This window comes from Ruegeria sp. Ofav3-42 (assembly GCF_022347725.1).
GTDB lineage: Bacteria > Pseudomonadota > Alphaproteobacteria > Rhodobacterales > Rhodobacteraceae > Ruegeria.
On the sequence record NZ_JAKRGB010000027.1, the window covers coordinates 1 to 22601 of the forward strand.

Below are 22601 nucleotides of genomic sequence, written 5' to 3' on the forward strand. Positions count from 1 at the left end.
ACGCCACCGCCCGCGCATAGCTGTCGGTGCCGCCACCGGCCTTATAGGGCAGAATGATGTTCACAGGGCGCCGCGGCTTCCATTCCGCAAAAGCGGCGGTGCCCGAAAGCGCCAATCCCGCTGTGGCTGCTGTGCTAAACTTCAAAAAATATCTGCGTTCCATGGTGTCCTCCCATTGGCATTTGCCGAGGCGGGCTATCCCATGCCGACCTCTTCAATTACTCGAAGATACTTGAAGTGCTCCAAGAGAAAAATTATAAACATTTTACGAGTAATTAAAAAAAACTGACGAACATGAATCTGAAAAGCCTACGGGTGTTTGTTCTTGTCATGGAGCACGGAACTCTCGCTCGCGCCTCTGAAATCATGAATCTTAGCCCTCCCGCAGTGAGTCGATTGCTGCATCTTCTGGAAGAAGAATTGAGGCAACCGTTGTTCGAACGCGTCAAGAAACGGTTGATCCCCACTGCCGCGGGCGAACAGCTTCTACCCGAAGCGCTGCGCATTCTTGCGGGAATTGACTATTTGCCTGAGTTTCTTGAGCGCTCTCACGATGGGCAAATGCTGCCTTTGCGCCTTGTATGTCACCCAAGAATGGTTCAGGGCCTAATGCTGCCGGCAATAACAAGACTTTCAAACGAGTATCCCAAAGCAAGCGTGCGGCTTGAGGTACAGCCTCGTCGTAGTTTTGGCAGTTACATTGCGCAAGATCAGTTTCACCTGGGTCTTGGATCTCTTTCGGCTCACTGGGAAGAGCATGAAAGCGAGCTTCTGTGTGAATCCGAACTCTGTGTTTTATTGCCGGTGCAACATCCGTTGGCAGAGCAAAGCAGCTTGTCGCTGGGCGAACTGCGTGACCTGAACTACATCGCGCTTACCGAAAACACTTTGCTGCGTCAGCTTGTTGAGGCGAATATGGTCCGGTCAGATATCCGCCTTGAGGCGAGGCACGAAGTTTCAGTATCGGCTGCCGCGCACCAAATGGTTGCGAACGGTTTAGGGTTTACAATAACCGAACGGGTTTCTCTTGGACGCAATTTTTCTGCGTCGCTAAAGTTGATACCCCTGCGGCCCAGGAACTATTTGAAAGTTGGGCTTTTTCTTTCTCGCAGCAGGATGAAACATCCCCTTATTGGTCCAATTGCTGAACACTTGCGGCAGATTGCGCGTGAACTTCTCCAATAGAAAAGTTGAACATTTTTTTTGAATTATAGGTAAATAAATTCGAATTTTCAGAGCATCTCGATCTTTGTACTGTTTTTCCATATCGCAGCAAGATCGGAGACGACATGCCCCTGACCACCGCTTTTTCGAACATCCCGCTAGACACCCGCCGCAGCCTGGAAAAGCCGCGCAAGACTGGCCTGACTATGGTCACAGACTATCAAATCACCATCGAAGGCCTGCGTGGATTGTTGGAACTGGGCAGTGCCTACATGGATATTTTCAAGGTCGCCACCGGTACGTCCCGCCTGTTCCCCCGCGAACACCTGGTCGCCAAGCTGGCATTGCTACAGGAATATCAGGTGCGCCCTTTTTTGGGCGGTCAGATGCAGGAATATGTCCTGCACACGATGGGCGTGGACGCCATGCCTGCACATTTGAAAGAAGCCAAAGAGGTCGGTTTCGATCTGGTCGAAATTTCCGACAACATTGTCGATCTGGGCGAAGGCACACGCGACAAGCTGATCAAGATGGTTCAGGATGCCGGCCTGGCCCCGGTTGGAGAGATCGGCGACAAACGCGACAATTCAGACCCCGCCGAAATGGTCAGGGAAGTCAACGAAGTACTGGATTCGGGTGCCGAAATCGCAATGATTGAAGGCCAGGAACTGATGCTTGACGGCAAACCGAATGAAGAGTTGATCAAGGTTCTTCAGGACAACGTCGATGTCAGCCGCTGCATGTTCGAACTGTCAACGCCGCGTGTTGGCTCGACCACGCCCGAAATCTATGCCGGGAAAAAATTCCTTGTCAAAACCTTCGGCCCGGACGTCAATTTGGGCAACGTTACAACTGATGTTGTCATCGAAACGGAAACCACTCGACTGGGCCTCGGCTCTGCCGGGCCCTTGTCGCTGATGTAACTATCCCGTCGGAAAAACCGAAAGGTTCAAACATGACCACACCCTTGTCAGGAATAAAAGTCATCGACTTCACACATGTTCTGGCAGGGCCAGCCTGTGCTTATTTCCTGGGGTTGTTGGGCGCGACGGTCATCAAGGTTGAAAGTATCGGCCGCGGAGATGCCATGCGTCACCGCGGCGGCACCGACGCCAACCGCGCTGCCAACGCCATGAGCACCGCCTACCTTGCACAGGGATCTGGCAAACAATCCATAGAGTTGGACCTGACAACCGAAGGCGGCCGTGAAGTGATGCATGCGTTGTTGGCGGATGCAGATGTGCTTGTCGAAAACCACCTTCCGGACACCATGCGCGGCTTTGGCTTGGACGAAGACTGCTTGCGTGCCAGGCACCCTCACCTAATCCACTGCGCCATGACAGGGTACGGCCGTGGCGGAGAGTTGGAAAATGCGCCCGCATATGACGTGAACATTCAGGCCGCCTGCGGGATCATGACCCTGACCGGGACAAAAGACACCGGCCCCTTGCGGACCGGCGCGCCGATCATGGATTACGGAGTGGCTTTGGCCGCCGGGTTTGCCATCAGCACGGCGCTTTTTCAGCGGGAAAAGACCGGCAAAGGCAGTTTCATTGACGTTTCGATGCTGGAAACCGGCCTGACCATGATGACCTCGACGATCGTTGACTTTCTGGCAACCGGAAATGTCCCGCAACAGCGCGGCAACGCCGCCAACAGCCGCACACCGGGCGCGGGCAGTTTTGCCTGCAAAGAAGGCACACTTGCCTTGGGCGCCAACGAAGAACCACAGTTTCACCGCCTGGCCGAGAGTTTGGGCAAATCCAAGTGGCTGGAAGACCCCCGTTTTCAAACCCGGGCAGGCCGAAAAGTGAACGCAAAGGAGTTGGAAAAGGAGCTTGTTGAAGTCCTGTTGACCAAGACCGCACAAGAATGGGAGACGCTGTTGCTTGCGAACAAGGTACCGGCGGCAAGGGTTCGGACGCTTCCAGAATGCCTGAACATGCATCAGGTCACCGCGCGCGGCTATCTTCAAACCACACCGGACGGAACCACCGTACCCACGCTGCCCTTTCGGATCGGATCGGCCTGCTCTCACGCTCCAACATGCGACGCACCCGGACTTGGCGACGATACGCAGACTGTGCTGACTTCTGCGGGATTCAGCGAATCCAAGATTGCGAAACTTCGAAAAAATGGCGCAATTCCCTGAACGATCCTAGGCGTCCATCCGCGCAACCTGAGACGACGATTGCCAGTTTTGGAATACCTTCAACACATCCGATGGCTCATACCCGATGAGCGCGCAATTCGCGTTGACATATCGGGATATGTTTCTTTCAGCATTTTGCGGTGCTGTTACTATGGCGTCTCTTTGACCGAGTTTGTTAGGCATTACGCTCAGCGGAGTTTAAGCTCGTTGCTATTGCTCAATTATGCAAAGCCCACAGTTCAGCCAAAACGACAATTGCGAAGATTCCACACGTTGTGCGACCAACAACAGTTAGCGCTATGCAACCTTCCAACCGACAAAGCAATTTGATGATTGCCTTGATGCCTGCTGTATTCGCGCCGCACCGCATCACCAACAGACGCGGCGCGTGATCAGACCGATCCGTTGAGCCAAACCCTCAGTTGGTTCAGGTCGCAATCTGTTCCACTATCCCCTTACGTTGGCCAATACAGCCAAATTCGACAACAACTCTAAAGAGATAGACCCACGCCTTTTAACTGGAACAAAGGTCTCATCCATTCTTCTGATTTGCCCCATCTGACTGGTCCAGTTTGACTGTCAGCGCATGACGGGTCTCCAATCCATCGTGACGATGGCTTCCGTGGCGTGAGACAGTCGCTGTGGGGTGCAATCAACGAGGGCGGGATTGCGCTCGAAATTCTGGTCTAGCCACGTCGGAACGCGAGGGCGGCAAGGTGCTTTCTGCGCGTATTGATTGATCGGTTTGGCCTGTCGAGTGTTCTGACACTGTGCATGCTGCGCAGCTACAGCAAGCCAACCAGAAGTTTTGTTTCGAACGCCGATCGCCGCGCTTTAAGGCCGGAACAACATCATCGAAGTCTCGCGCAGGCCGACCTGAAAATGCGCGAAGATCATGGGTCGGTTCAAAACACCCCGGCAGCCGCGTTAGCTTAATAGTTCCACTGCAGGCATAACTCAGGTCGATATGCAGCACGTCGAAGTGAACCGGCTATAGTGTGGTCTTTGAGTAATCTGGTTCCCGCTTTTCGGTAAATGCATGGGATGCTTCCGCGAATTCTGGCCCTTGCAGGCTTTGGTAATACAACTCAAGCTCCCGTTCTATCCGTGCATCAAGGGTCTCGCCGGAAATGTCCCGCAACAACGCACGTGACTTCATCATCGCGGCGATCGGCTGTTTGGAAAGGGCGATGGCGGCCGCCTCGGTAACGGAAGCCACCTCTGATGGTGGCAATACCTTGGAGACCGTCCCCAGCGAGTCGGCTTCCAGAGCTGAAAATGTGCGACCCGGCAAAATCAGTTCGGCGACCTTGGCAGCCCCCATCACACGCGCCAGTAAATAGGACGGGCCCGCTTCCGGCGCCACCCACAGATTGACGAGCGGCATCCGGAACCGGGCATCCCTGGCCGCGTATATCAGATCGCAGTGCAGGAGCATTGATGCCCCGATCCCAATCGTCAGACCTTCCACCTGCGCCACGATTGGTTTTCGAAAATTGACCAACGCCCGCACGAATTGAATGGGCGCGGGTTCTTCTCCTTCGGGTACATTGAAGCGAAAAAGGTCAATGGCACTGGAAAAAACGCCACCTGCACCGTGCAGCCAGATCGTGCGCAGTTGCGGATCAGAGGCTGCACCGTTGAGAGTACAAACCAACGCCAAGTACATTTCGCGTGTGATGCCATTTTTCTGTCCGTATTGCCCATGGTTAGGCGCTGATTCGCCCCCTTTCTTTCAACGACTATTCGGCCTCTAATGCGGCTTTCTTGAAAATCTCTGGTTTTCCTTTCTTCCGACGCACTCCCTGCGCCAGCCAATATCCCGAGCCAGGGTGAAGCGTGGCGAGACATCGCTCAAGCCAGAGACGTGTGAAGACCGTAATCAACCCCAGCTTCGCGCCCGGTCGGTTAGTCTTGCAGTATCTACCGACTTCTTTCGAGGCTGTAGCAGGATAAAGTGGTTGGGTTTGTGGCTATCCTCACCCGAGTTTTTCGGTCAGTTCCGGCACGGCCTGGAAAAGGTCGGCAACCAGACCGAAGTCGGCGACCTGGAAGATCGGGGCCTCTTCGTCTTTGTTGATCGCGACGATGACCTTCGAGTCCTTCATGCCAGCCAGGTGCTGGATCGCGCCCGAGATGCCGACGGCGACATAGAGGTCAGGTGCAACAACCTTCCCGGTCTGACCCACCTGCCAGTCGTTCGGGGCGTACCCTGAGTCAACGGCGGCGCGCGATGCTCCAACGGCGGCACCCAGCTTGTCGGCCAGGGTTTCGATCAGTTTGAAGTCCTCTTCGGAACCGACACCACGGCCGCCCGAGACAACAACGCCTGCCGAGGTCAGTTCCGGGCGGTCGCTTTCGGCAACCTTGTCCTCGACCCACTCGGACAGACCCGGGTTGTCGCCGACCGAGATGGTCTCAACCGAGGCCGAGCCGCCTTCGCCCGCTGCGTCAAAGGACGCGGTGCGGAAGGTGACGACTTTCTTGGCGTCGTTCGATTTCACGGTCTGGATCGCGTTGCCCGCATAGATCGGACGCTCAAACGTCGAGCCGTCAACCACGCCGGAGGCATCCGAGATCACCATCGCGTCCAGCAGGGCTGCAACGCGGGGCATCACGTTCTTGGCGTCGGTGGTCGCCGGTGCCACGATGTGCTCGTAGCCGTCGGCCAGACCCACGATCAGGGCTGCGGTCGATTCCGCCAGGCGATGGCCCAGCGACGCATCTTCGGCAACCAGAACCTTGGACACACCGTCGATCTTGGCGGCGGCCTCACCGGCAGCAGCGGCAGACCCGCCCGCGGCCAGAACGGTCACGTCACCCAGCGCCTTTGCGGCGGTGACAGCCTTGGCGGTGGCGTCCAGCGCCAGTTCGCCGTTGTTAACCTCTGCGAGAAGAAGAACAGCCATTACACAGCCCCCGCTTCTTTGAGATTCTCGACCAGCTCATCAACCGAGCCTACGACGATACCGGCGGCACGTGCCGGCGGCTCTTCGGTTTTGACGACTTCCAGACGAGGGGTCACGTCGACGCCATAATCGGCGGCAGTTTTCTCATCCAGCGGCTTTTTCTTCGCCTTCATGATGTTCGGCAGCGACGCATAAAAATCACGATTTGGCAGATTGAAGGACTGGCCTGTGCGGCAATGCACTATGACGGATGCCCAATAGTCTTCCTCTCAGCCCTCGTTTTCCAGTTACGATTCTGTTTTGGCTGTAAATCAATGAGATGCCCTAACGGGACGTATGTCACACGTCGCCTTTACCACTTGTTAGGTCAGCGCTGTGCTATCGCCCCTCCCGCACTGAACCCACATAGGGGACGACGGGATGAGGCTGATTATTGGATTGGATGTATCGCTCGCCAAAACTGCGAACTGCATGATCAGCGAGCGCGGCAAGATTGTGAGGGAGGCCAAGGTCGCGGGTGAACCCTAAGTTTGTCGAGCCGGCTGAGCAACTGGACAGGCGTATGGTTGTAGTCGGACTGGAACCTGCACCGGGGCCTGATGGAAGCGGGTTTGGATGCTGTGCTCATGGGTACGCGCCAGGCGAAGGGTGCTCTGCAGGCCATACCAATAAATCGGATCGGCAGGATACCGAAGCGATTGCGCGTCAGCTTCTCCTCGGCTGTTTCGCCCGGTTCACTGTAAACTTACACTCCTCAGGTAACCTGCGCTGTGCTTGGTGCGAGGACTGCTGCGAAGCTTCGGCTTCAAGGTCGGCGCCAACTCGCGCAAGACGATCCAGTTTGCCGTCTCTTAATGACAACGCCAGGTATTGGTGTGGTCGTGGCATTGACCTTCCGCAAGCCGTAGATGATCCAACGCGCTTTCGGTCTTTGAAGAGGGTTGGCCTTACACCCTTGTACAACCAGTCTGAGGGATGTGGCTCGCGGCATCAACAAGACCGGTGACGCCACCCTGAGGCGAGCGTTCTGCCAGTCAGCAACGGTCATGATGAAACGTGGACGGCCTACATGACTGAGAACATGTGGAGTTCATCTGGCGCAACGCCGTGGCCATAAAATCGCGATGGGTGCTCTCGCGCGCTGTATCGCATTCATACTCCATCGGATTTGGCTCGACGGCACAGTATTCCAACCTGAGGCCGCGCCGAAATTGGCCTGAACTCTTCGCTACACCCTGACCGTTGCCTGTTTGATCGCGGGCATCCCAGGTCCCGAAGGGACGTGGTTTTGATGGTGCCATGGTCGTGACTGTTGCTGACTTCTGTCAACCATGCCGTTGAGATGATCACATCGAACCAGTATCGCCTTGGCAGCCGCGGTGCTGATCACGAGCCGAAGCATGCACCCGAGGGCTCTCAGCCGAATGCGGGGACAGAATGCGGCGGAAGGCACAATCAAATTCAACAACACCGCTTTGGCGGATCAAGTATGCCGCGCAAAAACGATGGACCAGGAAGGCGCCACCACCCAAGCCCCGAGCCTATCAGGGCGCATGAAGTTGGGATATGGTAAGGGGCATTACCGCCAAAAAAATGCGTCAGGTGTGTTTTCAACCCATGTCATACAGTTGTTGTGAAAAGCACACAAAAGGCGCGTTAACCCATAAACCTGAAAGGTGACTTATGTCATTCTCCAGCCGCTCCAAAATTTCTCGTCGCCAGTTTCTCGCCACAACAACTGCCAGTGCTGCGGCCATTACACTTCACCCCTTCTCGGCTGCTGCGGCAAACAATCAAGCGCATTTGCGGATCTTGGAAACCACGGACATTCATGTCCACGTCTTCCCCTATGACTATTATGCGGACAAACCTCGTGACACAGTTGGCCTGTCCCGCACAGCGTCGATCATCAATGAAATCCGTTCCGAAGCGACGAACTCACTTCTGGTCGACAATGGTGACTTTCTACAGGGCAATCCGATGGGCGACTACATCGCCTATGAGCGGGGTATGAAAGAAGGGGACAGCCACCCAATTATCAACGCATTCAATACGGTCGGCTACGATGCTGCTACATTGGGGAACCACGAATTCAACTACGGCCTGGAATTCTTGGACAAGGCGCTGGCCGGGGCGGACTTCCCGGTTGTTCTGGCCAATGTGGCAAAAGAAAAAGGTGCGACCCCTCGCGACGACAAGACGCTTGTGCAGCCCTACGCCATTCTCGACCGCGAAATCGAATTGGGCGACGGAACTAAACATTCGATCAAAATCGGCGTCATCGGCTTTACGCCACCGCAGATCATGAGCTGGGACCGCCGACATCTGGACGGCAACGTTCAAACCCGCGACATCGTCGAAACGGCGCAAGCCTATGTACCCGAAATGAAGGAAAAGGGATGCGATCTGATCATCGCCCTGTCACATTCGGGGATTGGTGCCGCCGATCATGAAGAGGGTATGGAAAACGCTTCGGTCGTTCTGGCTGGTGTCGATGGGATCGATGCGCTGGTTACGGGTCACAATCACCTTGTCTTCCCGTCGCCGACCTTTGCAGACCGGCCCGGGATCGATGTGGAAAAAGGCACACTGATGGGCAAACCTGCCGTCATGGGCGGCTTTTGGGGGTCGCACCTTGGTCTGCTGGATCTGCTGCTGGAGCGGGACGGAAACGAATGGCGCGTGGTTACAACAACGTCCGAGGCACGACCCATTTCCAAACGCAACGAAGACCGTTCTGTAACTGCTTTGGTCGGCGACGATCAGAAGGTTCTCGACTCGGTCGCGAAGGATCACGACGAAACGTTGGCATACGTCCGTCGTGCTGTCGGCAAGACTTCAGCCCCGTTGCACAGCTACTTCGCGCTGGTTGCAGATGACCCGTCTGTCCAGATCGTGTCGATAGCCCAGAAATGGTATGTCGAAGAGATGCTGAAAGACACCGAACACGAAGGTCTGCCAATACTATCGGCAGCAGCACCATTTAAGGCTGGCGGTCGAGGTGGCCCGGAATACTACACCGATGTTCCGGTCGGCGATGTTGCCATCAAGAACGTAGCCGACCTTTACCTCTACCCAAACACTGTACGTGCAGTTCGTGTGAATGGCGCGCAGGTGCGGGGTTGGTTGGAACGATCCGCCGGTATGTTCAATCAGGTCGAAGCAGGCTCAGAGGATACGACCCTGCTGAACCCTGATTTCCCGTCCTACAATTTCGATGTGATGGACGGCGTGACCTATCAGATCGATCTGTCCCAGCCTTCGCGCTTTGGCCCGAAAGGTGAGGAGGTAAATCCCGATGCGGCCCGGATCGTGAACCTTGCCTTCAACGGCGAACCCGTCACGGATGACATGGAATTCATCATCGCAACCAACAACTACCGCGCATCAGGAGGCGGCTCGTTCCCCGGCGCGCTGGGTGACACGATCGTCTTTGAGGCCCCGGACACCAACCGTGACGTCATCGTGCGCTATATTGTCGAGCAGGGCACAATCGATCCAAAAGCAGATGCCAATTGGTCGTTTGCTCCGCTTGAGGGCACGACAGTGTTGTTCGAAACCGGCCCGAAAGCACGGGACTATATGGATGACGTCAAAGGGGTCTCAATCGAGGATGCTGGAGAAGGCGCAAACGGCTTCGCAGCTTTCCGCATCAAGCTCTGAGCCGACCAATAAGTGTCTTCGATAATCTCGCCCGCCACCTGACTGTTCCGGTGGCGGGTCTGCGCTGAGTATGTATCAGGCCCAAATTTCGGCCGTTCGTGTTGAGCGCATCTAAGACAGCCATGGCAGCGATATCATTTTCCAGACAACTTGACTGTCACTCATAACCCGTGTGCAGATCGCTCTATACCTGTTTGCGAAAGGCTTTCTGCACTTCACCAAAAAAGAACGGCTGGACGAACCAACCGTGTAATAGCTCTTCATAGCTGATCGAGAAGCTGATCCCGTGCTCAGCGCTATGCAGTTCGGGAAACCGCGCGTCGACCTTCGCTTCGATCATCCCTTCGCCGGATGCGACGCTATGTGAATCCGGTGTCGTTACCGACAAATTTTCGAATACGGTCTTGGACCCATCAATGGCAAAGTCAGTCTCCGAGATCATCCCCCCTCCGAAACTCAATGCCTCTGCTTCCGAGATAGTTCCGTTGCCATCCAAGTCTAAATGGGCAAAAACTTCCTCGCCCTCTTCATACAAAGGCACGATGCGGATACTTAAGGCCACACGGTCGAGGCCAATGGAAAGAATGACTTGCTGTTCGACTTTGCTGTGCGGATGAGCGGCAAGCGGTTCCGCCAGAAAAATGAGCGTCAGGAGAAAACGCATCATCGTGCTCCGATCCACGCTGCGCCGTAGGCGTTGAACGGGTTTCGGTACATGCTGTGCGCATGCTCTTGCTCTGGCGTTTCTTCCAGCGTGTCCCGCGGAGCATATTCGATCACCGTCGAAGGCGCCGTGATCCGATAGTAAGCAAAGCCCGGTGCATCCTGCGGCCCCCACCTGCCAAAATAGGTGTCATTCAACTCTTGCATGACGGTCTGCATTTTGGCCGCATAGTTGTCGTCATTGATGAAACCGAGGCGGGTCTGAACCAAGGTGATGAGAAGGTTCTTTTGCTCTGGCGACAGATGGCTGCCCTTTACACCCTCAGGCGCAACGACAGTTCCAAATTCGCCGGGTCCCAGCACCAAGTTGATTGCCGCATCACGCCGCACCGCTTGCGTCTTCTGCGCCTCGGTCAGGCTTTCCAGCATGGCCTGCGCTGCGTCAACCTCATCCTGAATGATAAACATCCGCTGGCCTTCGTAGTCGATACAAAGTGGTTGGCCACCAGTGAGCATTGGCGAGAAGGTTGCGTCGGCCCCTTAAACCGTGACAATGATCCCAAGGCGGTGCCCGCCGAACTGGAACATCCACGGTTGCGTCTCGGAAGGTTCTCCAAGAAAGACGACATAGAACTTGTCGACGCCGTATTCTCCAAACGGATCGTCCGTTGGGAACGTACGTTCTGCCGCAAGCTGGTATTCAATATTGCGGGCGCCGTCAGCGCTGAGGATTTCTGCAATCAGAGCGTCCATCAGGGCGTATTGCTCCCGGGACAGTGAGCCTATGCGCAGACCGCCCCGCGGGAACATACTTTCGGGAAAATTCGACCATTTCGAACGCTGCTCATTGTCGGTGAAGGCGTAAGTGGCAGCATTCCGTTGGATCGCGTCGAGCGCGCCAAGAAAAGCATCTGCTGCAAAGACAATGGCCGCGGTTTTGGCATCTGGCGTACGATCTTCATAGTTTTCGCGCAGGGGCAGCTCGACAGGCGCTGTATTGACCCCAAAAGCCAGTCCCGTCACCAGGCGCGGGTTGAGGAAGAAGCCCCCAATGACACCGCCCAAAAGCAAGATGGCAGCCAAGTCGATGATACCCACAACGATCAGGATGCGTTTCATGAAGGCTCTCCTTGTTGGCCTGTAAAGACAGAGGATGAGGTGTTTCTATCCAGCGTTGTGGTGAGGAACCCCGAATTCGGGGCCGATACGCGGGCAAAGAATTTTTTTTGCCATCCGATAGGTTTATGTTGTCACCAATTACAATCGCGCCCGGTTTTTGCACGTGGCATCGCATTTGCTGGGCTTGATCTCGGTCGTGATGACATGACCGCCTGTATCTTTGGCAGCGGCGGCCAGATAAATCGTGCCAATGCCGAAAGAGCTGCCAAACTCCACGACGTGTTGTGCATTCGCGGCCACCGCCAAACTGTACAGGTAGCGGCCCTGCTCTGCCGACACCGGGATAAAGGCATCTTTCAGCATTTCCGGTGTGAGCGCCTCCATCATGCTTTTTCCGCGCAACAGACCCCAGAACGCTTGGGGGGCGTGTTTTAGCATGGGCAACCAGTCATTCCGGGCGTCTTGATGCAAGGTATCAAGAGTTTTCGAGACCTGCGCATCGTACAAAGCGCAGGTCGTGCGCGCGTCCGGGAGGACCGTGCGCAGAGGTGCATAGTGCGGCAAGTACAGCCTTTTCAGCTTTGCGAATTCGCGCCCAAAAGATGGAGAAAGGAACCTGCAGCAATGGCAGAGCGCAATCTGCTGATCGATGATGACACCCGGCTTGCCGACAGGGTCGGCGAGTACTTGCAAGATTTCGGCTATACCGTGTCTGTGGTCGGGAATGGCACTGAAGGGCTGGACGCTCTTCCAAAAAGGGCCGTTCGACGCACTGATCCTTGACCTGAGCTTGCCGGATATCGACGGGCTGGAAGTGTTTCGCAGCATTCCCAATGAGACAACATTGCCGGTCATCATGCTGACCGCGCGCGGCAATCCGATGGACCGTATCCTGGGCTGGAAATGGGTGCAGATGACTATCTGCCCAAACCGTTTGAACCGCGCGAATTGCTTGCCCGGCTAAAGTCGATCATCCGCCGTGGTGCCCGCAACCAATCGGCGCAACTCATGCGGTTCGGACGGCTGGACATAGACCTGGATTCAATGGAGGCTCGGATTTCCGGGCAGCGGTGCGATCTGACCAGCTATCAGTTCCAATTGCTTACAGCCTTCGCAACGGGTGCTGGTCGTGTCCTGAGCCGGGATCACCTGATGAACCAATTGCAGGGTACGGACCTCGCGGCTTTTGACCGATCAATTGATGTTCACGTCTCGCGCATCCGCGCGGCCATCGAAGATGACCCAAGGAACCCCAAACGGCTGATAACCATACGTGGTGCAGGTTATCTCTTTGCCAAGTCTCAGGACTAAGATGAAAAGCCGTCTTTTCATACAGGTAACGCTGGTGATGGTCACCGGACTGACCCTGTTTGCGGTTTTGGTGACACTCTTTTGGAGCCGCGTATTCGATGCGCGCTTCAATTCGGCGGTGGACGATCTGACTGCTGACGTTTCTGTACTTCTGCTGCCCGATGCAGAGACACCGATTGCCGAACAACAGGCGGCGATAGACCGGATTGCGGATGGCCTATCAATAGACCCGACCGTCTACACCCCGGACGGCCGCCTGATTGGAACCAGTGGATTTCCTGTAGCGCTTTCATCGAAACCCGCGACCGAAGGCCAGTGCGAGGAGCTGATCGACGGCACCCACTGGATTGCCCGCTTGGCCGACGGGCGTTTCGTTATCGCTGACCTCACCCATCTTGGTCTTGCTGATGACGGCTTAGCTGTAACCATGATTTTTGGGGCTTCTGATACTGCTGGTCCAATGCCTTATGTGTCCCTTGATCCGGCGCATCACCCGTCGGCTGGAACGCTTGCAACAGGACGTTGAGGTCATTGGCGCCGGTGATCTGCCCAGGCGGGTTGCAATTGAGGGGAAGATGAAATTGCCAAGTTGGCGGACAGTTTCAACGCCTCAACAGTAACCATCGAAGATCTGCTAAACCGCCAGCGTATGCTGCTCGCCAATGCCTCTCACGAGCTGCGTACGCCACTGGCACGCATAAGGATGGGGATCGAGCTGTTGGACACAAGAGATTCCCCTGAAAGGCGCGCTGGTCTTCGGCAGGATATTGGCGAGCTGAACGCCCTGATCGACGACCTGATCACCATGACCCGTTTCGACACGGGTGCTGTTGAACTCAGCTATGAAACCGTGGACTTGTTCGCACTTGCCACTGACGAGGCTGACCGAGTTGAGGGGAGCAAAGTTACCGGAGAACATGTGGAAGTGTCGGGAGACCGCAGAGTGCTTCAGCACCTCATACGAAACTTAATGGACAATGCACGGAAACACGGTGCCTCGCCATTTGAGGTTTCCGTTTGCCACACCGGGAACGCAGTGCAGCTTGATGTCGCTGATCAAGGTCCGGGCGTTCCTACTGATGAGCAACACAAGGTATTCGAACCATTTTTTCGCGGCGCTGATCATCAGAACACCCAAGGTTCCGGGCTGGGCCTGTCCTTGGTGGCGCAGATCGCCAAAGCACATGGAGCGACATTGCAAATTTTAAATTCGCGGCAATCCACGTTTAGAGTCGTTTTCCCATTTCTCTGAAAAGGAGCATAAGCACTCAATGTACAACTGTCTTACGTACAGAATTAGTCGCGTTGGGCGGCGATGCTGAACTGTTCAAAATCAGGGGAATTCCTTGAGTTTCTGGTGTCGCGAAAGGGAATGCTAGCCTTGGTTAGTGTTTACACCGGGCTGCATTCGGCTACTCGATCTGACACCAAGCGCAAACTGGCATCCGCTGCATCGCGAACAGCTTTGGCGAACAGCGTAACGTCGATATTGGTGGCCAGAAAGGTAACGCCCAGATCCAGGCATTTACGCTGCATCTCAGGGTCAAGCGTCAGGATACCTGCCGCCTTGCCCGCCGCCACGATGCGGGTGATGGCGTCCAGAACTGCCTCGACCACTTCGGGGTGGCCCGCGTTACCGATATGCCCCATATCGGCGGCCAGATCCGAAGGGCCGACAAAAACACCATCCACATCGGTGGCCAGAATGTCATCCAACGCCTCAAGCCCGGCGCGGTTTTCGACCTGTACCAGCAAGCAGATCTGATCATCCGCAGTTGCCAGATAATCCGGGATCGCTCCAAAGCGCGAAGCGCGCGCAAGCGCTGAACCGACGCCGCGCACTCCATGAGGCGGGTATCGTACCGCGCGCACCAGATCCCGCGCCTGCGCACCACTTTCGACCATCGGCACCAGAATGTTCTGAACGCCGGCATCCAGATACTGCTTGATCATCCAGGTCTCGCCCACGGGCAGGCGCGCGACGGGTGCGCTGCCCGATCCCTCGATCACCCGCACCTGTTCCAGCACCGAGCGCAGATCATTTGGCGCATGTTCCCCGTCAACCAACAACCAGCCGAACCGCGCGGTCGCGGCGATTTCGGCGGCGTAGGCGTCGGCCATGCCGACCCAACAACCGACCTGTGGTTGTCCGGCAGCCAGAGCGGCTTTGAACGTATTCTTTGGCGCAGGCATCCAGGGCGCTCCTTCAGGCAAAATTGATATCGACTGATCCGAAAGGGCCGAAATCCGCGTGGATTTCCGTGCCCGAGGGGCATTCGACGGGGCGGATAAAGCTGCCCGACAGGATCACCTGACCGGGTTCGATGCTTTGGCCGTATTGCGCCATACGGCGGGCCAGCCAGACCAAGCTTTCGACCGGGTCATTCAGGACACCCGCGCCCAGCCCCGTTTCTTCGATCTCGCCGTTGCGGAAGGTCAGTGCGCCGACCCACCGCAGATCACATGCTTCGACTGCGTGCCGGTCGTTGCCCAGAACAATGCCGGCATTGGCGGCGTTATCGCTGATCGTATCAAAAACTGTGCGGGCCTTACCGGTTTCGGGGTCCACCCGCTGAATGCGCGTGTCGAGGATCTCAATCGACGGGGCGACGTAATCCGTGGCCGCAATGATATTGTCGCGGGTTACCTGCTCGCCGCCCACTGCGGATTTCATGACGAACGCGATTTCCGCCTCGATCCGGGGCTGGATGAACCGACCTGCGGGCACCGTAGCGCCATTGTCGAACACCATGTCATCAAACAGAATACCGCTGTCGGGGATGTCAATGTTCAGCGCATATTGCATCGCTTTCGAAGTCAGCCCGATCTTCCAGCCGATCACATTGCGTCCCTCTGCCAGTTTTTGGCGATAGATGGCGTTCTGCACCTCATAGGCATCATCCATCCCCATCTCGGGATGGCGCAAGGTCAGCAGGCCAATCTGCTCGCGCGTACGCTCTGCCTGCAGCAGATCAGCGGCAGCGCGGTTGTGATCCTCGGGGGTCATACCTGTTCGTCCTCAACCGTGTTGCGCAGCGTGCCGATGCCTTCGACCGAAACCTCAACCACGTCGCCCGGCGCCAGGTATTTCGGGGGATCAAACCGCGCCCCTGCCCCGGTGGGCGTTCCGGTGACGATGATGTCACCTGGCTGCAGGGTCATAAAGGTCGAGATATACTCGATCTCGCACCGGATCGGGAACATCATGCGGTTTAGCGTGTCGTCCTGGCGCAGCTCTCCATTCACACGGGTCTGAATGCGGGCATCATCCAGCTGCGCCGCGTCAGTGAACGGCACCAACCACGGGCCTATTGCGCCCGAGTTGTCCCAGTTCTTGCCCTGTGTGACATTGAATTTGGCGTGCCGCACCCAATCACGGATCGTACCCTCGTTGCATAGCGTCAGCGCTGCAATGTAGCCATACGCGTCTTCCTGCGAAATCCGGCGCCCGGCCTTGCCGATCACGATGGCTACCTCGCCCTCGTAGTCGAGCGTGTGGTTTTCCGGCGGACGGATCAGTGAGCGGTTGTGACCAGTGAATCCGCTCGCAAAGCGCGGGAACAGCGACATGTATTCGGGCTGCGCGCTGCCATCCTTGTATTCCGCATTACGGTCAGGAAAGTTCACGCCAACGCAGAGGATGCGGCGGACATCGGGCATCACCATTTCATAGGTGAACTCCGCATGAGTCACTTCGCGGCCCGCTGCCGCCTCGGCGAGCTTTTCAAATGCACCCGCAGCGATCACCTCATAGAGACTGGCCTGATCGGGGAAAGCGTCGTTCAGTGCGATAGCGCCGTCATCGGTGATGGCACCGAAATAGGTCGCTCCTTTGGCGGTGTAAGTTGCGAAACGCATCAGGCCTCCTCGGCGGCGTTAATGCCACCCATGCACAGGTATTTAAGTTCCATGAAGTCATCGAGCCCGTGGCGCGAACCCTCGCGGCCCAGACCGGACATCTTAACCCCGCCAAACGGCGCTTCGGCGGTCGAGATCAGGCCGGTATTGATCCCGACCATGCCATATTCCAACGCCTCGGAAACGCGCCAAACACGGGCCAGATCGCGAGAGTAGAAATAGGACGCCAGACCAAAGTCGGTATCATTCGCCGCGGCGATAACCTCGCTTTCTGTGTCGAATTTGAACAGCGGCGCGACGGGTCCAAAGGTCTCTTCGGTGGCCACGGCCATGTCAGCTGTGACGCCGATCAGGATGGTGGGTTCAAAGAAGGTACCGCCCAATTCGTGAGCCTTGCCGCCCAGCGTTACAGTCGCACCTTTCCCGGTCGCGTCGGCGACATGCTCGGCCACTTTTTCTACAGCGGCCTGATCGATCAGGGGACCAAAAATGATGCCTTCGTCAAATCCGTTGCCGGTGGGCAGGGTCGCGACTTTTGCGGCCAGCTTTTCGGCAAAGGCGTCATAGACGCCGGCCTGAACGTATATGCGGTTGGCGCAGACGCAGGTCTGGCCGTTGTTGCGGAACTTGGCGATCACTGCGCCTTCGACGGCGGCATCCAGATCGGCATCGTCGAACACAATGAACGGCGCGTTGCCGCCCAGTTCCAGACCCAGTTTCTTGATCGTGGGCGCACATTGGGCATAGAGCAGCGCGCCGATCTCGGTTGAGCCGGTAAAAGTCAGCTTTTGCACGATCTTCGAGGATGTCATCTCGCCCCCGATCCCGCGCGCGGACCCGGTCAGCACCGAGAACAACCCGTTCGGAAGACCCGCCCGATCAGCCAGCTCTGCCAGCGCGATGGCCGAGAATGGCGTCTGGCTGGCCGGTTTCAGCACCATGGAACAGCCTGCGGCAAAGGCCGGACCGGCTTTGCGGGTGATCATGGCATTGGGGAAGTTCCACGGTGTGATCGCCGCGACCACACCGATCGGTTGCTTGATCGTGACGATCCGCTTGTCCGGCGCGTGGCCGGGCGTCACATCGCCATAGGCGCGGCGGGCTTCTTCAGCGAACCATTCAATGAAGGACGCGCCATAGGCAATCTCACCTTTGGCCTCAGCCAGCGGTTTGCCCTGTTCGGCTGTCAGGATTGCGCCCAGATCGTCCTGATGTTCCATCATCAGGTCGTACCAGCGCCGCAGAATCTGGCTGCGCTCTTTCGCGGTGCGGGCCGACCAGTCTTTCTGAGCGGTTTGCGCATCCGCAATGGCAGCGGCAGTTTCGGCCGCCCCAAGGTTGGGGACCTTGCCGAGAAGCTCACCGGTGGCGGGATTGGTGACGTCGATTGTGTCCGCCGCATCGGCGATTCCAACCCATTTCGTACCAACTTTTGCCGCCTGGATCAGCAAAGAGGGGTCGTTCAGACGCAGTTCTGTCATTCTGTTGGTTCCTGTAATTCGGTGTCAGACCGAAAAGCTGATGTTGGCCTGACCTGTCCCGGAGCTTCCGAAGTAAGGGGTGTAGATGTCGATCTCACCCTTATAGCTGCCCCAGCCGAGGGCACCGAACAGCAGGGCGGTATCGTTCATGGCGCATTCACCCGCGCATTTCTTGGCATAGTCAGGCAAAAGCTTGAGGAATTCTTCGAAACGGCCCTGTTCCCAAAGTTCCAGTACGCGCAAATCCATCTGGCGGTTAAACTCACCGTTGACCGAGTTCAGCCCGTCCTGCGAACGTTCGTTGGGCGAAAAATCATGGCTGAGCGAGCCTGAGGCCAAAATCGAAACGTTGCGCCCGGACCGCCGGATGCCTTCGGCAATGGCCTCGCCCCAAACCCGGTTCTCCGCAATGGACGAGAACTGGTTAACCGCAACCGGCAGGACACGCGCATTGACGCCGTCATTGATGAAATGCATCGGCAGAAGGGTGCCGTATTCCATGCCCATGTCGGGGTGGGAATGGCCAAGAGCACGTTCTCCACGTTCTCTCAGAACGTCAAGGATGGTTTCCCCCAGCACGTGATCACCGCGATAGTCGAACTCCATATCCGCCAGCATGTGCGGCAGCTCATGGCTGATGAATCGGCCCTTGTGATGCTCTTTCGTGTTCAGGTGAAAGCCCTGATTGGTGATCCAGTGGGTGTCGAAAACGACGAAGGTGTCGACCTTGCGGTCGATCGCATCCTGACGCAGGCGCGCATAACCATCGATGGCAGGTTGGCGGATGCCTTTGTATTTCGGCATGGTGTGGGACATCCAGATACTTGGCACATGCGTAATCTTCGCAGCCTGTACAATCTTTCCCATGATCGTCTCCTCTCCAAAATGCGTTGCGCGCCTGCCAGCCTGTTCAGACCACCGGGAAAATCACATTGGTTTGCCCGGTTCCCGATGATGGGAAATACTCGGTGACAACCTCGCATTTCGCATCATACTTTTCCCATCCCAGAGCGCCGTAGAGCATGGCGGTGTCATGCATCGACCCTTCGCCACAGCAGAAATTGGCGTATTCGCCCAGCATATTCAGAAATGTGGCGTGGTCTCCGGCTTGCCACATGTCCAGAACATGCAGATCCACCTGGCGGTTGAATTCCGAACTGATGGTGAATGTACCATTGTTTGCAGCATAATCCTTGTTCGGCCAGATCTTGTGGCTTAACGATCCGGACGCAACCAGCAGAACCTTGCGGTCGCTGGCCTCCACTGCTTCGCGGATGGCCTCGCCGACAAGGCGGCTTTCTTCATGGCTGTGAACGGTGCACCACGCGGCAATCGAAACCACTTTGAAGTCTGCCTCGCGGCTCATGAAGCGCATAGGAACAAGGGTTCCGTATTCCAGCTCAAGGCTGTCCACCTGATGGCTGAGCGTGTGCACGCCCTTTTTCGTGGCGATGTCGGCTATGGCATCCCCAAGCGCCGAGTCGCCATCGTATTCGTACGGCAGGTCCTTGATGAATTGCGGGAATTCATTCGAGGTGAACAAGCCCTCAAAATGCTTGTTCGCGTTGATGTGGAAACCCGCGTTGACAACCCAATGCGTGTCGCAGATCACCACGGTATCGGCACCCAGTTCCCTGGCGCGCCGTGCGATTTCCCGGTGCCCGTCGATCGCGGTTTGACGCGCGCCTTTGACCGGGCCTTCCTGCTCGGACATTAGCATGGTCGGCACATGGGTCATTTTGGCCGCGAGAACGATTTCTCCCATTGTCTCCTCCTGGAGGTTAAGGTGCGCGCGTTTCCAGATTCCGTTAGGGCAGACTGTTACAGCTTGCCCAACTGCATGATTTTGTGCTGACCGGTGGCAAATCCCACATGTTTCTGTTCCATGTAGAACTCGAACGACCAGTCGCCGCCGTCACGCCCGATGCCGGACGCTTTGACGCCACCAAAGGGGGTTGGCAGGTGACGGACGTTTTCCGAGTTCACCCAGATCATCCCAGCCTCAAGCTTGTCAGTAAAGCGCAGGGCGCGAGTCAGGTCATTGGTCCAGACATATCCGGTCAGACCATAAGGGGTGTCATTGGCCATCTGCAGGGCTTCGTCCTCGGTCGAGAATGGGATCGACGTGAGGACCGGGCCAAAGATCTCCTCGCGCGCGATGCGCATGTCGTTGTTGGCGTTGGTGAACAGCGTCGGACGGATGAAATAGCCTTCGTCGCCAAGTTTCACGCCACCAGCTGCGACGGTCGCGCCGTCGTCTTTGGCAATATCGAAATAGCTGGTCACCTTGTTGTAGTGCTCTTCTGTCACCAACGGGCCAATCTCGGTCGCCGGGTCCAGCGGGTGGCCGACCTTGATGTTGTTCACACGCTCGACCAGCTTGGCTTCGAACTCTTCCTTGATGGTGTCCTGCACCAGCAGACGCGAGGATGACGTGCAGCGTTCGCCGTTGATCGAGTAGATCATGAAGATCACCGCATCCAGCGCCCTGTCCAGATCGGCGTCATCGAATACGATGACCGGGTTCTTGCCGCCCAGTTCCAGATGCATCCTCTTGAGTGTATCGGCACCCTGCTTGGTGATGATCGACCCGGTCCGGCTTTCGCCGACGAAAGCAATGGCCTTGATCAGCGGATGCTCGGTCAACGCCTTGCCCGCATCGGGTCCAAATCCGTTGACGGTGTTCAATACGCCTTTCGGCAAACCGGCCTCTTCCGCGATTTCCACCAACAGTCGGGCGGTCAAAGGGCTGTCTTCGGCTGGTTTGTGGACCACGGTGCAACCAGCCGCCAGCGCTGGGGCGATCTTCCAGGTGGACAGCATGAACGGCGTGTTCCACGGGGTGATCACGCCTACCGGCCCAATCGGAACGCGGGTGGTGATGTTCATCAACGTGGGTGACTTCAGGTGTTGACCGTCCCGGGCCTGAACCACCTGATCAGCGAAATAGCGAAAGTTCTCTGCCCCGCGCAGAGCGGCTTTGGACATGAAGCGCAGGGTTTGGCCGGTATCCCAGCATTCGCACAGGGCAATTTCTTCAGCGCGTGCCTCAATGGCGTCGGCGACGTTCAGCAGAATGCAACGGCGTTCGGCGGCGGGCATGTCGCGCCACTCGGCAAAGGCGGCGTGGGCAGCCTTTGCAGCGGCGTCGATGTCGTCTGCCGTGCCATGCGCCACGTCGCAGATCATCGATTTGTCGACCGGTGATGTAGACTGAAACACACCTGCCGCCCCGTCGCGATCCTCTCCGGCGATGCGGTTCTTGATGCCTGTCTCTTTAAAGCGCGCCAAGAAACCCGCCAGTTTATCGATGTTTGTATCCAGTGCGCTCATGCATCAGGTCTCCTGGGTATTCGCAGCCAAATGGTCCCGGATCGTGCCGGTCTTGGGCGAAAGGTTCGGGTCAATGTCGCGCATCTCAAGCGAAAGCGCGATGGAATGCTGTAGTAAGGCCGGTGCCAGATACGCCTTGACCGCGTCAAAAATACGGGCCGTGGCGTCCTGTTTAACCTCGTCGGGCCGCCCGGCGCGCAGGCGGATCGAAATGTCGATGAACCCATGCGCGGGATTGCCGTTCGCAATGGCGTAGTGATCGACCTTCGTGGCGCGGACACGAATTCCCGGCATTGGAAAGGTGTCGATATCAGCCGCCGTTGCCCGGATACACTCACACAGGCCAGCCATGTCGATCTTGTCTTCCAGATTCCCGGAATATTCGACGTGAAAATGTGGCATGTGTCCTCCTTTATTTGTTAACATGTTTACTATTTAGAATTGCCGCCGTCAAGTACTTGCTTTGTTAATCTTTGCAATTTCAGAAATGGCGCTCTAGAAGACCGCATGAACACTCAAAGTCATACAAAGAGCACCGCGCGCTCGCTTCCCATTGCGCTGCTGCGCGCCCGCGAAACCGTCATGGCCCCCGTGCGCGACATGCTGCAGGGTATTCAATTGACCGAACAGAAGTGGCGAATCCTGCGTGTTCTGGACGAATTGGGCGAGGTTGAGCAAAGCACCATCGCCCACGAAGCCTGCCTGCTGCTGCCAAGCCTCACCCGCATCTTACGCACAATGGAGGCCGAAGGTCAGATCAGCCGCCGCCAGGACAGTCAGGACAAGCGCCGAACCATGGTCAAGATCACGGATGAGGGCCGCCGGATATTGGAAGAGAACCTTGCTGCTTCGCTGGAGATTGCGGACAAAATCGAGGCACAGATGGGCCGCAAGAAACTGGACAACCTGTTGGATCTGCTCGAGGAATTGCAAGCGGTCAAAGTCTGA

General features: G+C 56.7%; 22 protein-coding genes and 2 pseudogenes. 9 read left to right on the forward strand and 15 right to left on the reverse strand.

Annotated elements, in window-relative coordinates:
• The coding region (locus MHN28_RS23245; protein WP_239345281.1) for a twin-arginine translocation signal domain-containing protein at positions 1–163 on the reverse strand (163 nt) is incomplete at its 3' end.
• A 131-nt stretch (positions 164–294) separates the two neighbouring features.
• Between MHN28_RS23245 and MHN28_RS23250 the strand changes: the two genes are divergently transcribed.
• From MHN28_RS23250 to MHN28_RS23260, 3 genes are all read left to right on the forward strand, one after another.
• Positions 295–1185: a LysR family transcriptional regulator gene (locus tag MHN28_RS23250; RefSeq protein ID WP_239345238.1), complete on the forward strand. Its 891-nt coding sequence runs from the start codon at positions 295–297 to the stop codon at positions 1183–1185.
• A gap of 104 nt (positions 1186–1289) precedes the next feature.
• Positions 1290–2087 (forward strand): phosphosulfolactate synthase, encoded by a 798-nt coding sequence (locus tag MHN28_RS23255; protein ID WP_239345240.1) that lies wholly within the window; start codon positions 1290–1292, stop codon positions 2085–2087.
• Positions 2088–2119: 32 nt separating this feature from the next.
• A complete protein-coding gene (locus MHN28_RS23260) occupies positions 2120–3316 on the forward strand; it encodes a CaiB/BaiF CoA-transferase family protein (RefSeq protein WP_239345241.1) in 1197 nt (398 codons plus the stop codon).
• A 991-nt stretch (positions 3317–4307) separates the two neighbouring features.
• Here MHN28_RS23260 and MHN28_RS23265 read toward each other — a convergent pair.
• From MHN28_RS23265 to MHN28_RS23275, 3 genes and pseudogenes are all read right to left on the reverse strand, one after another.
• Positions 4308–4997: an enoyl-CoA hydratase-related protein gene (locus tag MHN28_RS23265; protein WP_370645798.1), complete on the reverse strand. Its 690-nt coding sequence runs from the start codon at positions 4995–4997 to the stop codon at positions 4308–4310.
• Positions 4998–5295: 298 nt separating this feature from the next.
• The gene (locus tag MHN28_RS23270) at positions 5296–6225 is read right to left on the reverse strand and encodes an electron transfer flavoprotein subunit alpha/FixB family protein (protein ID WP_239344458.1); all 930 of its coding nucleotides are present in this window, start codon (positions 6223–6225) and stop codon (positions 5296–5298) included.
• Positions 6225–6431: pseudogene (locus MHN28_RS23275) on the reverse strand (electron transfer flavoprotein subunit beta/FixA family protein); the annotation flags it as partial. The gene MHN28_RS23270 and the pseudogene MHN28_RS23275, both read right to left, overlap by 1 nt.
• 1477 nt (positions 6432–7908) lie before the next feature.
• Between MHN28_RS23275 and MHN28_RS23285 the strand changes: the two are divergent.
• Positions 7909–9888 carry a bifunctional 2',3'-cyclic-nucleotide 2'-phosphodiesterase/3'-nucleotidase gene (locus tag MHN28_RS23285; protein WP_239345245.1) on the forward strand — a complete coding sequence of 660 codons (1980 nt, stop codon included), beginning with the start codon at positions 7909–7911 and terminating at the stop codon, positions 9886–9888.
• A gap of 184 nt (positions 9889–10072) precedes the next feature.
• On the opposite strand, the gene MHN28_RS23290 is transcribed toward MHN28_RS23285, so the two are convergent.
• The 3 genes and pseudogenes from MHN28_RS23290 to MHN28_RS23300 form a co-directional block, all read right to left on the reverse strand.
• A complete protein-coding gene (locus tag MHN28_RS23290; protein WP_239345247.1) occupies positions 10073–10552 on the reverse strand; it encodes a hypothetical protein in 480 nt (159 codons plus the stop codon).
• Positions 10552–11670, reverse strand: a pseudogene (locus tag MHN28_RS23295) (DUF3500 domain-containing protein). Before MHN28_RS23295 ends, MHN28_RS23290 begins: the two are co-directional and overlap by 1 nt.
• A 138-nt stretch (positions 11671–11808) precedes the next feature.
• A complete protein-coding gene (locus MHN28_RS23300) occupies positions 11809–12525 on the reverse strand; it encodes an O-methyltransferase (protein ID WP_239345289.1) in 717 nt (238 codons plus the stop codon).
• Here MHN28_RS23300 and MHN28_RS23305 point away from each other — a divergent pair.
• The 4 genes from MHN28_RS23305 to MHN28_RS23320 all read left to right on the forward strand — a co-directional run bounded on the left by MHN28_RS23305 (position 12461) and on the right by MHN28_RS23320 (position 14233).
• The gene (locus MHN28_RS23305) at positions 12461–12634 is read left to right on the forward strand and encodes a hypothetical protein (RefSeq protein WP_239345283.1); all 174 of its coding nucleotides are present in this window, start codon (positions 12461–12463) and stop codon (positions 12632–12634) included. The two genes, MHN28_RS23300 and MHN28_RS23305, sit on opposite strands and share 65 nt — an antisense overlap.
• Positions 12574–12981, forward strand: a complete 408-nt coding sequence (locus MHN28_RS23310) for a winged helix-turn-helix domain-containing protein (RefSeq protein ID WP_239345248.1) — start codon at positions 12574–12576, stop codon at positions 12979–12981. The genes MHN28_RS23305 and MHN28_RS23310 overlap by 61 nt, the downstream gene beginning before the upstream one ends.
• A gap of 1 nt (position 12982) precedes the next feature.
• A complete protein-coding gene (locus MHN28_RS23315; protein WP_239345250.1) occupies positions 12983–13507 on the forward strand; it encodes a hypothetical protein in 525 nt (174 codons plus the stop codon).
• Between the two features lie 63 nt (positions 13508–13570).
• Positions 13571–14233, forward strand: coding sequence for a sensor histidine kinase KdpD (locus tag MHN28_RS23320; protein WP_239345252.1), 663 nt, complete (start codon positions 13571–13573; stop codon positions 14231–14233).
• Positions 14234–14373: 140 nt separating this feature from the next.
• Here MHN28_RS23320 and MHN28_RS23325 read toward each other — a convergent pair whose 3' ends face one another.
• From MHN28_RS23325 to MHN28_RS23360, 8 genes are read right to left on the reverse strand one after another with little or no spacing between them, the layout of a single operon-like run.
• A complete protein-coding gene (locus MHN28_RS23325) occupies positions 14374–15174 on the reverse strand; it encodes an aldolase/citrate lyase family protein (RefSeq protein WP_239345254.1) in 801 nt (266 codons plus the stop codon).
• A 13-nt stretch (positions 15175–15187) separates the two neighbouring features.
• Positions 15188–15988 (reverse strand): 2-oxo-hept-4-ene-1,7-dioate hydratase, encoded by an 801-nt coding sequence (hpaH, locus tag MHN28_RS23330; protein ID WP_239345255.1) that lies wholly within the window; start codon positions 15986–15988, stop codon positions 15188–15190.
• Positions 15985–16839, reverse strand: a complete 855-nt coding sequence (locus tag MHN28_RS23335) for a fumarylacetoacetate hydrolase family protein (protein WP_239345257.1) — start codon at positions 16837–16839, stop codon at positions 15985–15987. The genes hpaH and MHN28_RS23335 overlap by 4 nt, the downstream gene beginning before the upstream one ends.
• Positions 16839–18320, reverse strand: coding sequence for an NAD-dependent succinate-semialdehyde dehydrogenase (locus MHN28_RS23340; RefSeq protein ID WP_239345259.1), 1482 nt, complete (start codon positions 18318–18320; stop codon positions 16839–16841). Before MHN28_RS23340 ends, MHN28_RS23335 begins: the two co-directional genes overlap by 1 nt.
• A 24-nt stretch (positions 18321–18344) precedes the next feature.
• Complete coding sequence (gene hpaD, locus MHN28_RS23345; RefSeq protein ID WP_239345261.1) at positions 18345–19187, reverse strand: 3,4-dihydroxyphenylacetate 2,3-dioxygenase; 843 nt, start codon at positions 19185–19187, stop codon at positions 18345–18347.
• 43 nt (positions 19188–19230) lie between these two features.
• Complete coding sequence (gene hpaD / locus MHN28_RS23350; protein ID WP_239345263.1) at positions 19231–20085, reverse strand: 3,4-dihydroxyphenylacetate 2,3-dioxygenase; 855 nt, start codon at positions 20083–20085, stop codon at positions 19231–19233.
• Positions 20086–20141: 56 nt separating this feature from the next.
• Positions 20142–21653: a 5-carboxymethyl-2-hydroxymuconate semialdehyde dehydrogenase gene (gene hpaE, locus MHN28_RS23355; RefSeq protein WP_239345265.1), complete on the reverse strand. Its 1512-nt coding sequence runs from the start codon at positions 21651–21653 to the stop codon at positions 20142–20144.
• A 3-nt stretch (positions 21654–21656) separates the two neighbouring features.
• Positions 21657–22055 carry a 5-carboxymethyl-2-hydroxymuconate Delta-isomerase gene (locus MHN28_RS23360; protein ID WP_239345266.1) on the reverse strand — a complete coding sequence of 133 codons (399 nt, stop codon included), beginning with the start codon at positions 22053–22055 and terminating at the stop codon, positions 21657–21659.
• Between the two features lie 105 nt (positions 22056–22160).
• Between MHN28_RS23360 and hpaR the strand changes: the two genes are divergently transcribed.
• Entirely contained in the window at positions 22161–22601 is a 441-nt protein-coding gene (gene hpaR, locus MHN28_RS23365; protein WP_239345268.1) for a homoprotocatechuate degradation operon regulator HpaR, read from the forward strand.

Coding starts and splice junctions, on each gene's coding strand:
- MHN28_RS23250 (WP_239345238.1), top strand. CDS start 295: ATGAATCTGAAAAGCCTACGGGTGTTTGTTCTTGTCATGGAGCACGGA.
- MHN28_RS23255 (WP_239345240.1), top strand. CDS start 1,290: ATGCCCCTGACCACCGCTTTTTCGAACATCCCGCTAGACACCCGCCGC.
- MHN28_RS23260 (WP_239345241.1), top strand. CDS start 2,120: ATGACCACACCCTTGTCAGGAATAAAAGTCATCGACTTCACACATGTT.
- MHN28_RS23270 (WP_239344458.1), bottom strand. CDS start 6,225: ATGGCTGTTCTTCTTCTCGCAGAGGTTAACAACGGCGAACTGGCGCTG.
- MHN28_RS23285 (WP_239345245.1), top strand. CDS start 7,909: ATGTCATTCTCCAGCCGCTCCAAAATTTCTCGTCGCCAGTTTCTCGCC.
- MHN28_RS23290 (WP_239345247.1), bottom strand. CDS start 10,552: ATGCGTTTTCTCCTGACGCTCATTTTTCTGGCGGAACCGCTTGCCGCT.
- MHN28_RS23300 (WP_239345289.1), bottom strand. CDS start 12,525: ATGACCGGCAATGTTGTCTCATTGGGAATGCTGCGAAACACTTCCAGC.
- MHN28_RS23310 (WP_239345248.1), top strand. CDS start 12,574: ATGGGTGCAGATGACTATCTGCCCAAACCGTTTGAACCGCGCGAATTG.
- MHN28_RS23315 (WP_239345250.1), top strand. CDS start 12,983: ATGAAAAGCCGTCTTTTCATACAGGTAACGCTGGTGATGGTCACCGGA.
- MHN28_RS23325 (WP_239345254.1), bottom strand. CDS start 15,174: ATGCCTGCGCCAAAGAATACGTTCAAAGCCGCTCTGGCTGCCGGACAA.
- hpaH (WP_239345255.1), bottom strand. CDS start 15,988: ATGACCCCCGAGGATCACAACCGCGCTGCCGCTGATCTGCTGCAGGCA.
- MHN28_RS23335 (WP_239345257.1), bottom strand. CDS start 16,839: ATGCGTTTCGCAACTTACACCGCCAAAGGAGCGACCTATTTCGGTGCC.
- MHN28_RS23340 (WP_239345259.1), bottom strand. CDS start 18,320: ATGACAGAACTGCGTCTGAACGACCCCTCTTTGCTGATCCAGGCGGCA.
- hpaD (WP_239345261.1), bottom strand. CDS start 19,187: ATGGGAAAGATTGTACAGGCTGCGAAGATTACGCATGTGCCAAGTATC.
- hpaD (WP_239345263.1), bottom strand. CDS start 20,085: ATGGGAGAAATCGTTCTCGCGGCCAAAATGACCCATGTGCCGACCATG.
- hpaE (WP_239345265.1), bottom strand. CDS start 21,653: ATGAGCGCACTGGATACAAACATCGATAAACTGGCGGGTTTCTTGGCG.
- MHN28_RS23360 (WP_239345266.1), bottom strand. CDS start 22,055: ATGCCACATTTTCACGTCGAATATTCCGGGAATCTGGAAGACAAGATC.
- hpaR (WP_239345268.1), top strand. CDS start 22,161: ATGAACACTCAAAGTCATACAAAGAGCACCGCGCGCTCGCTTCCCATT.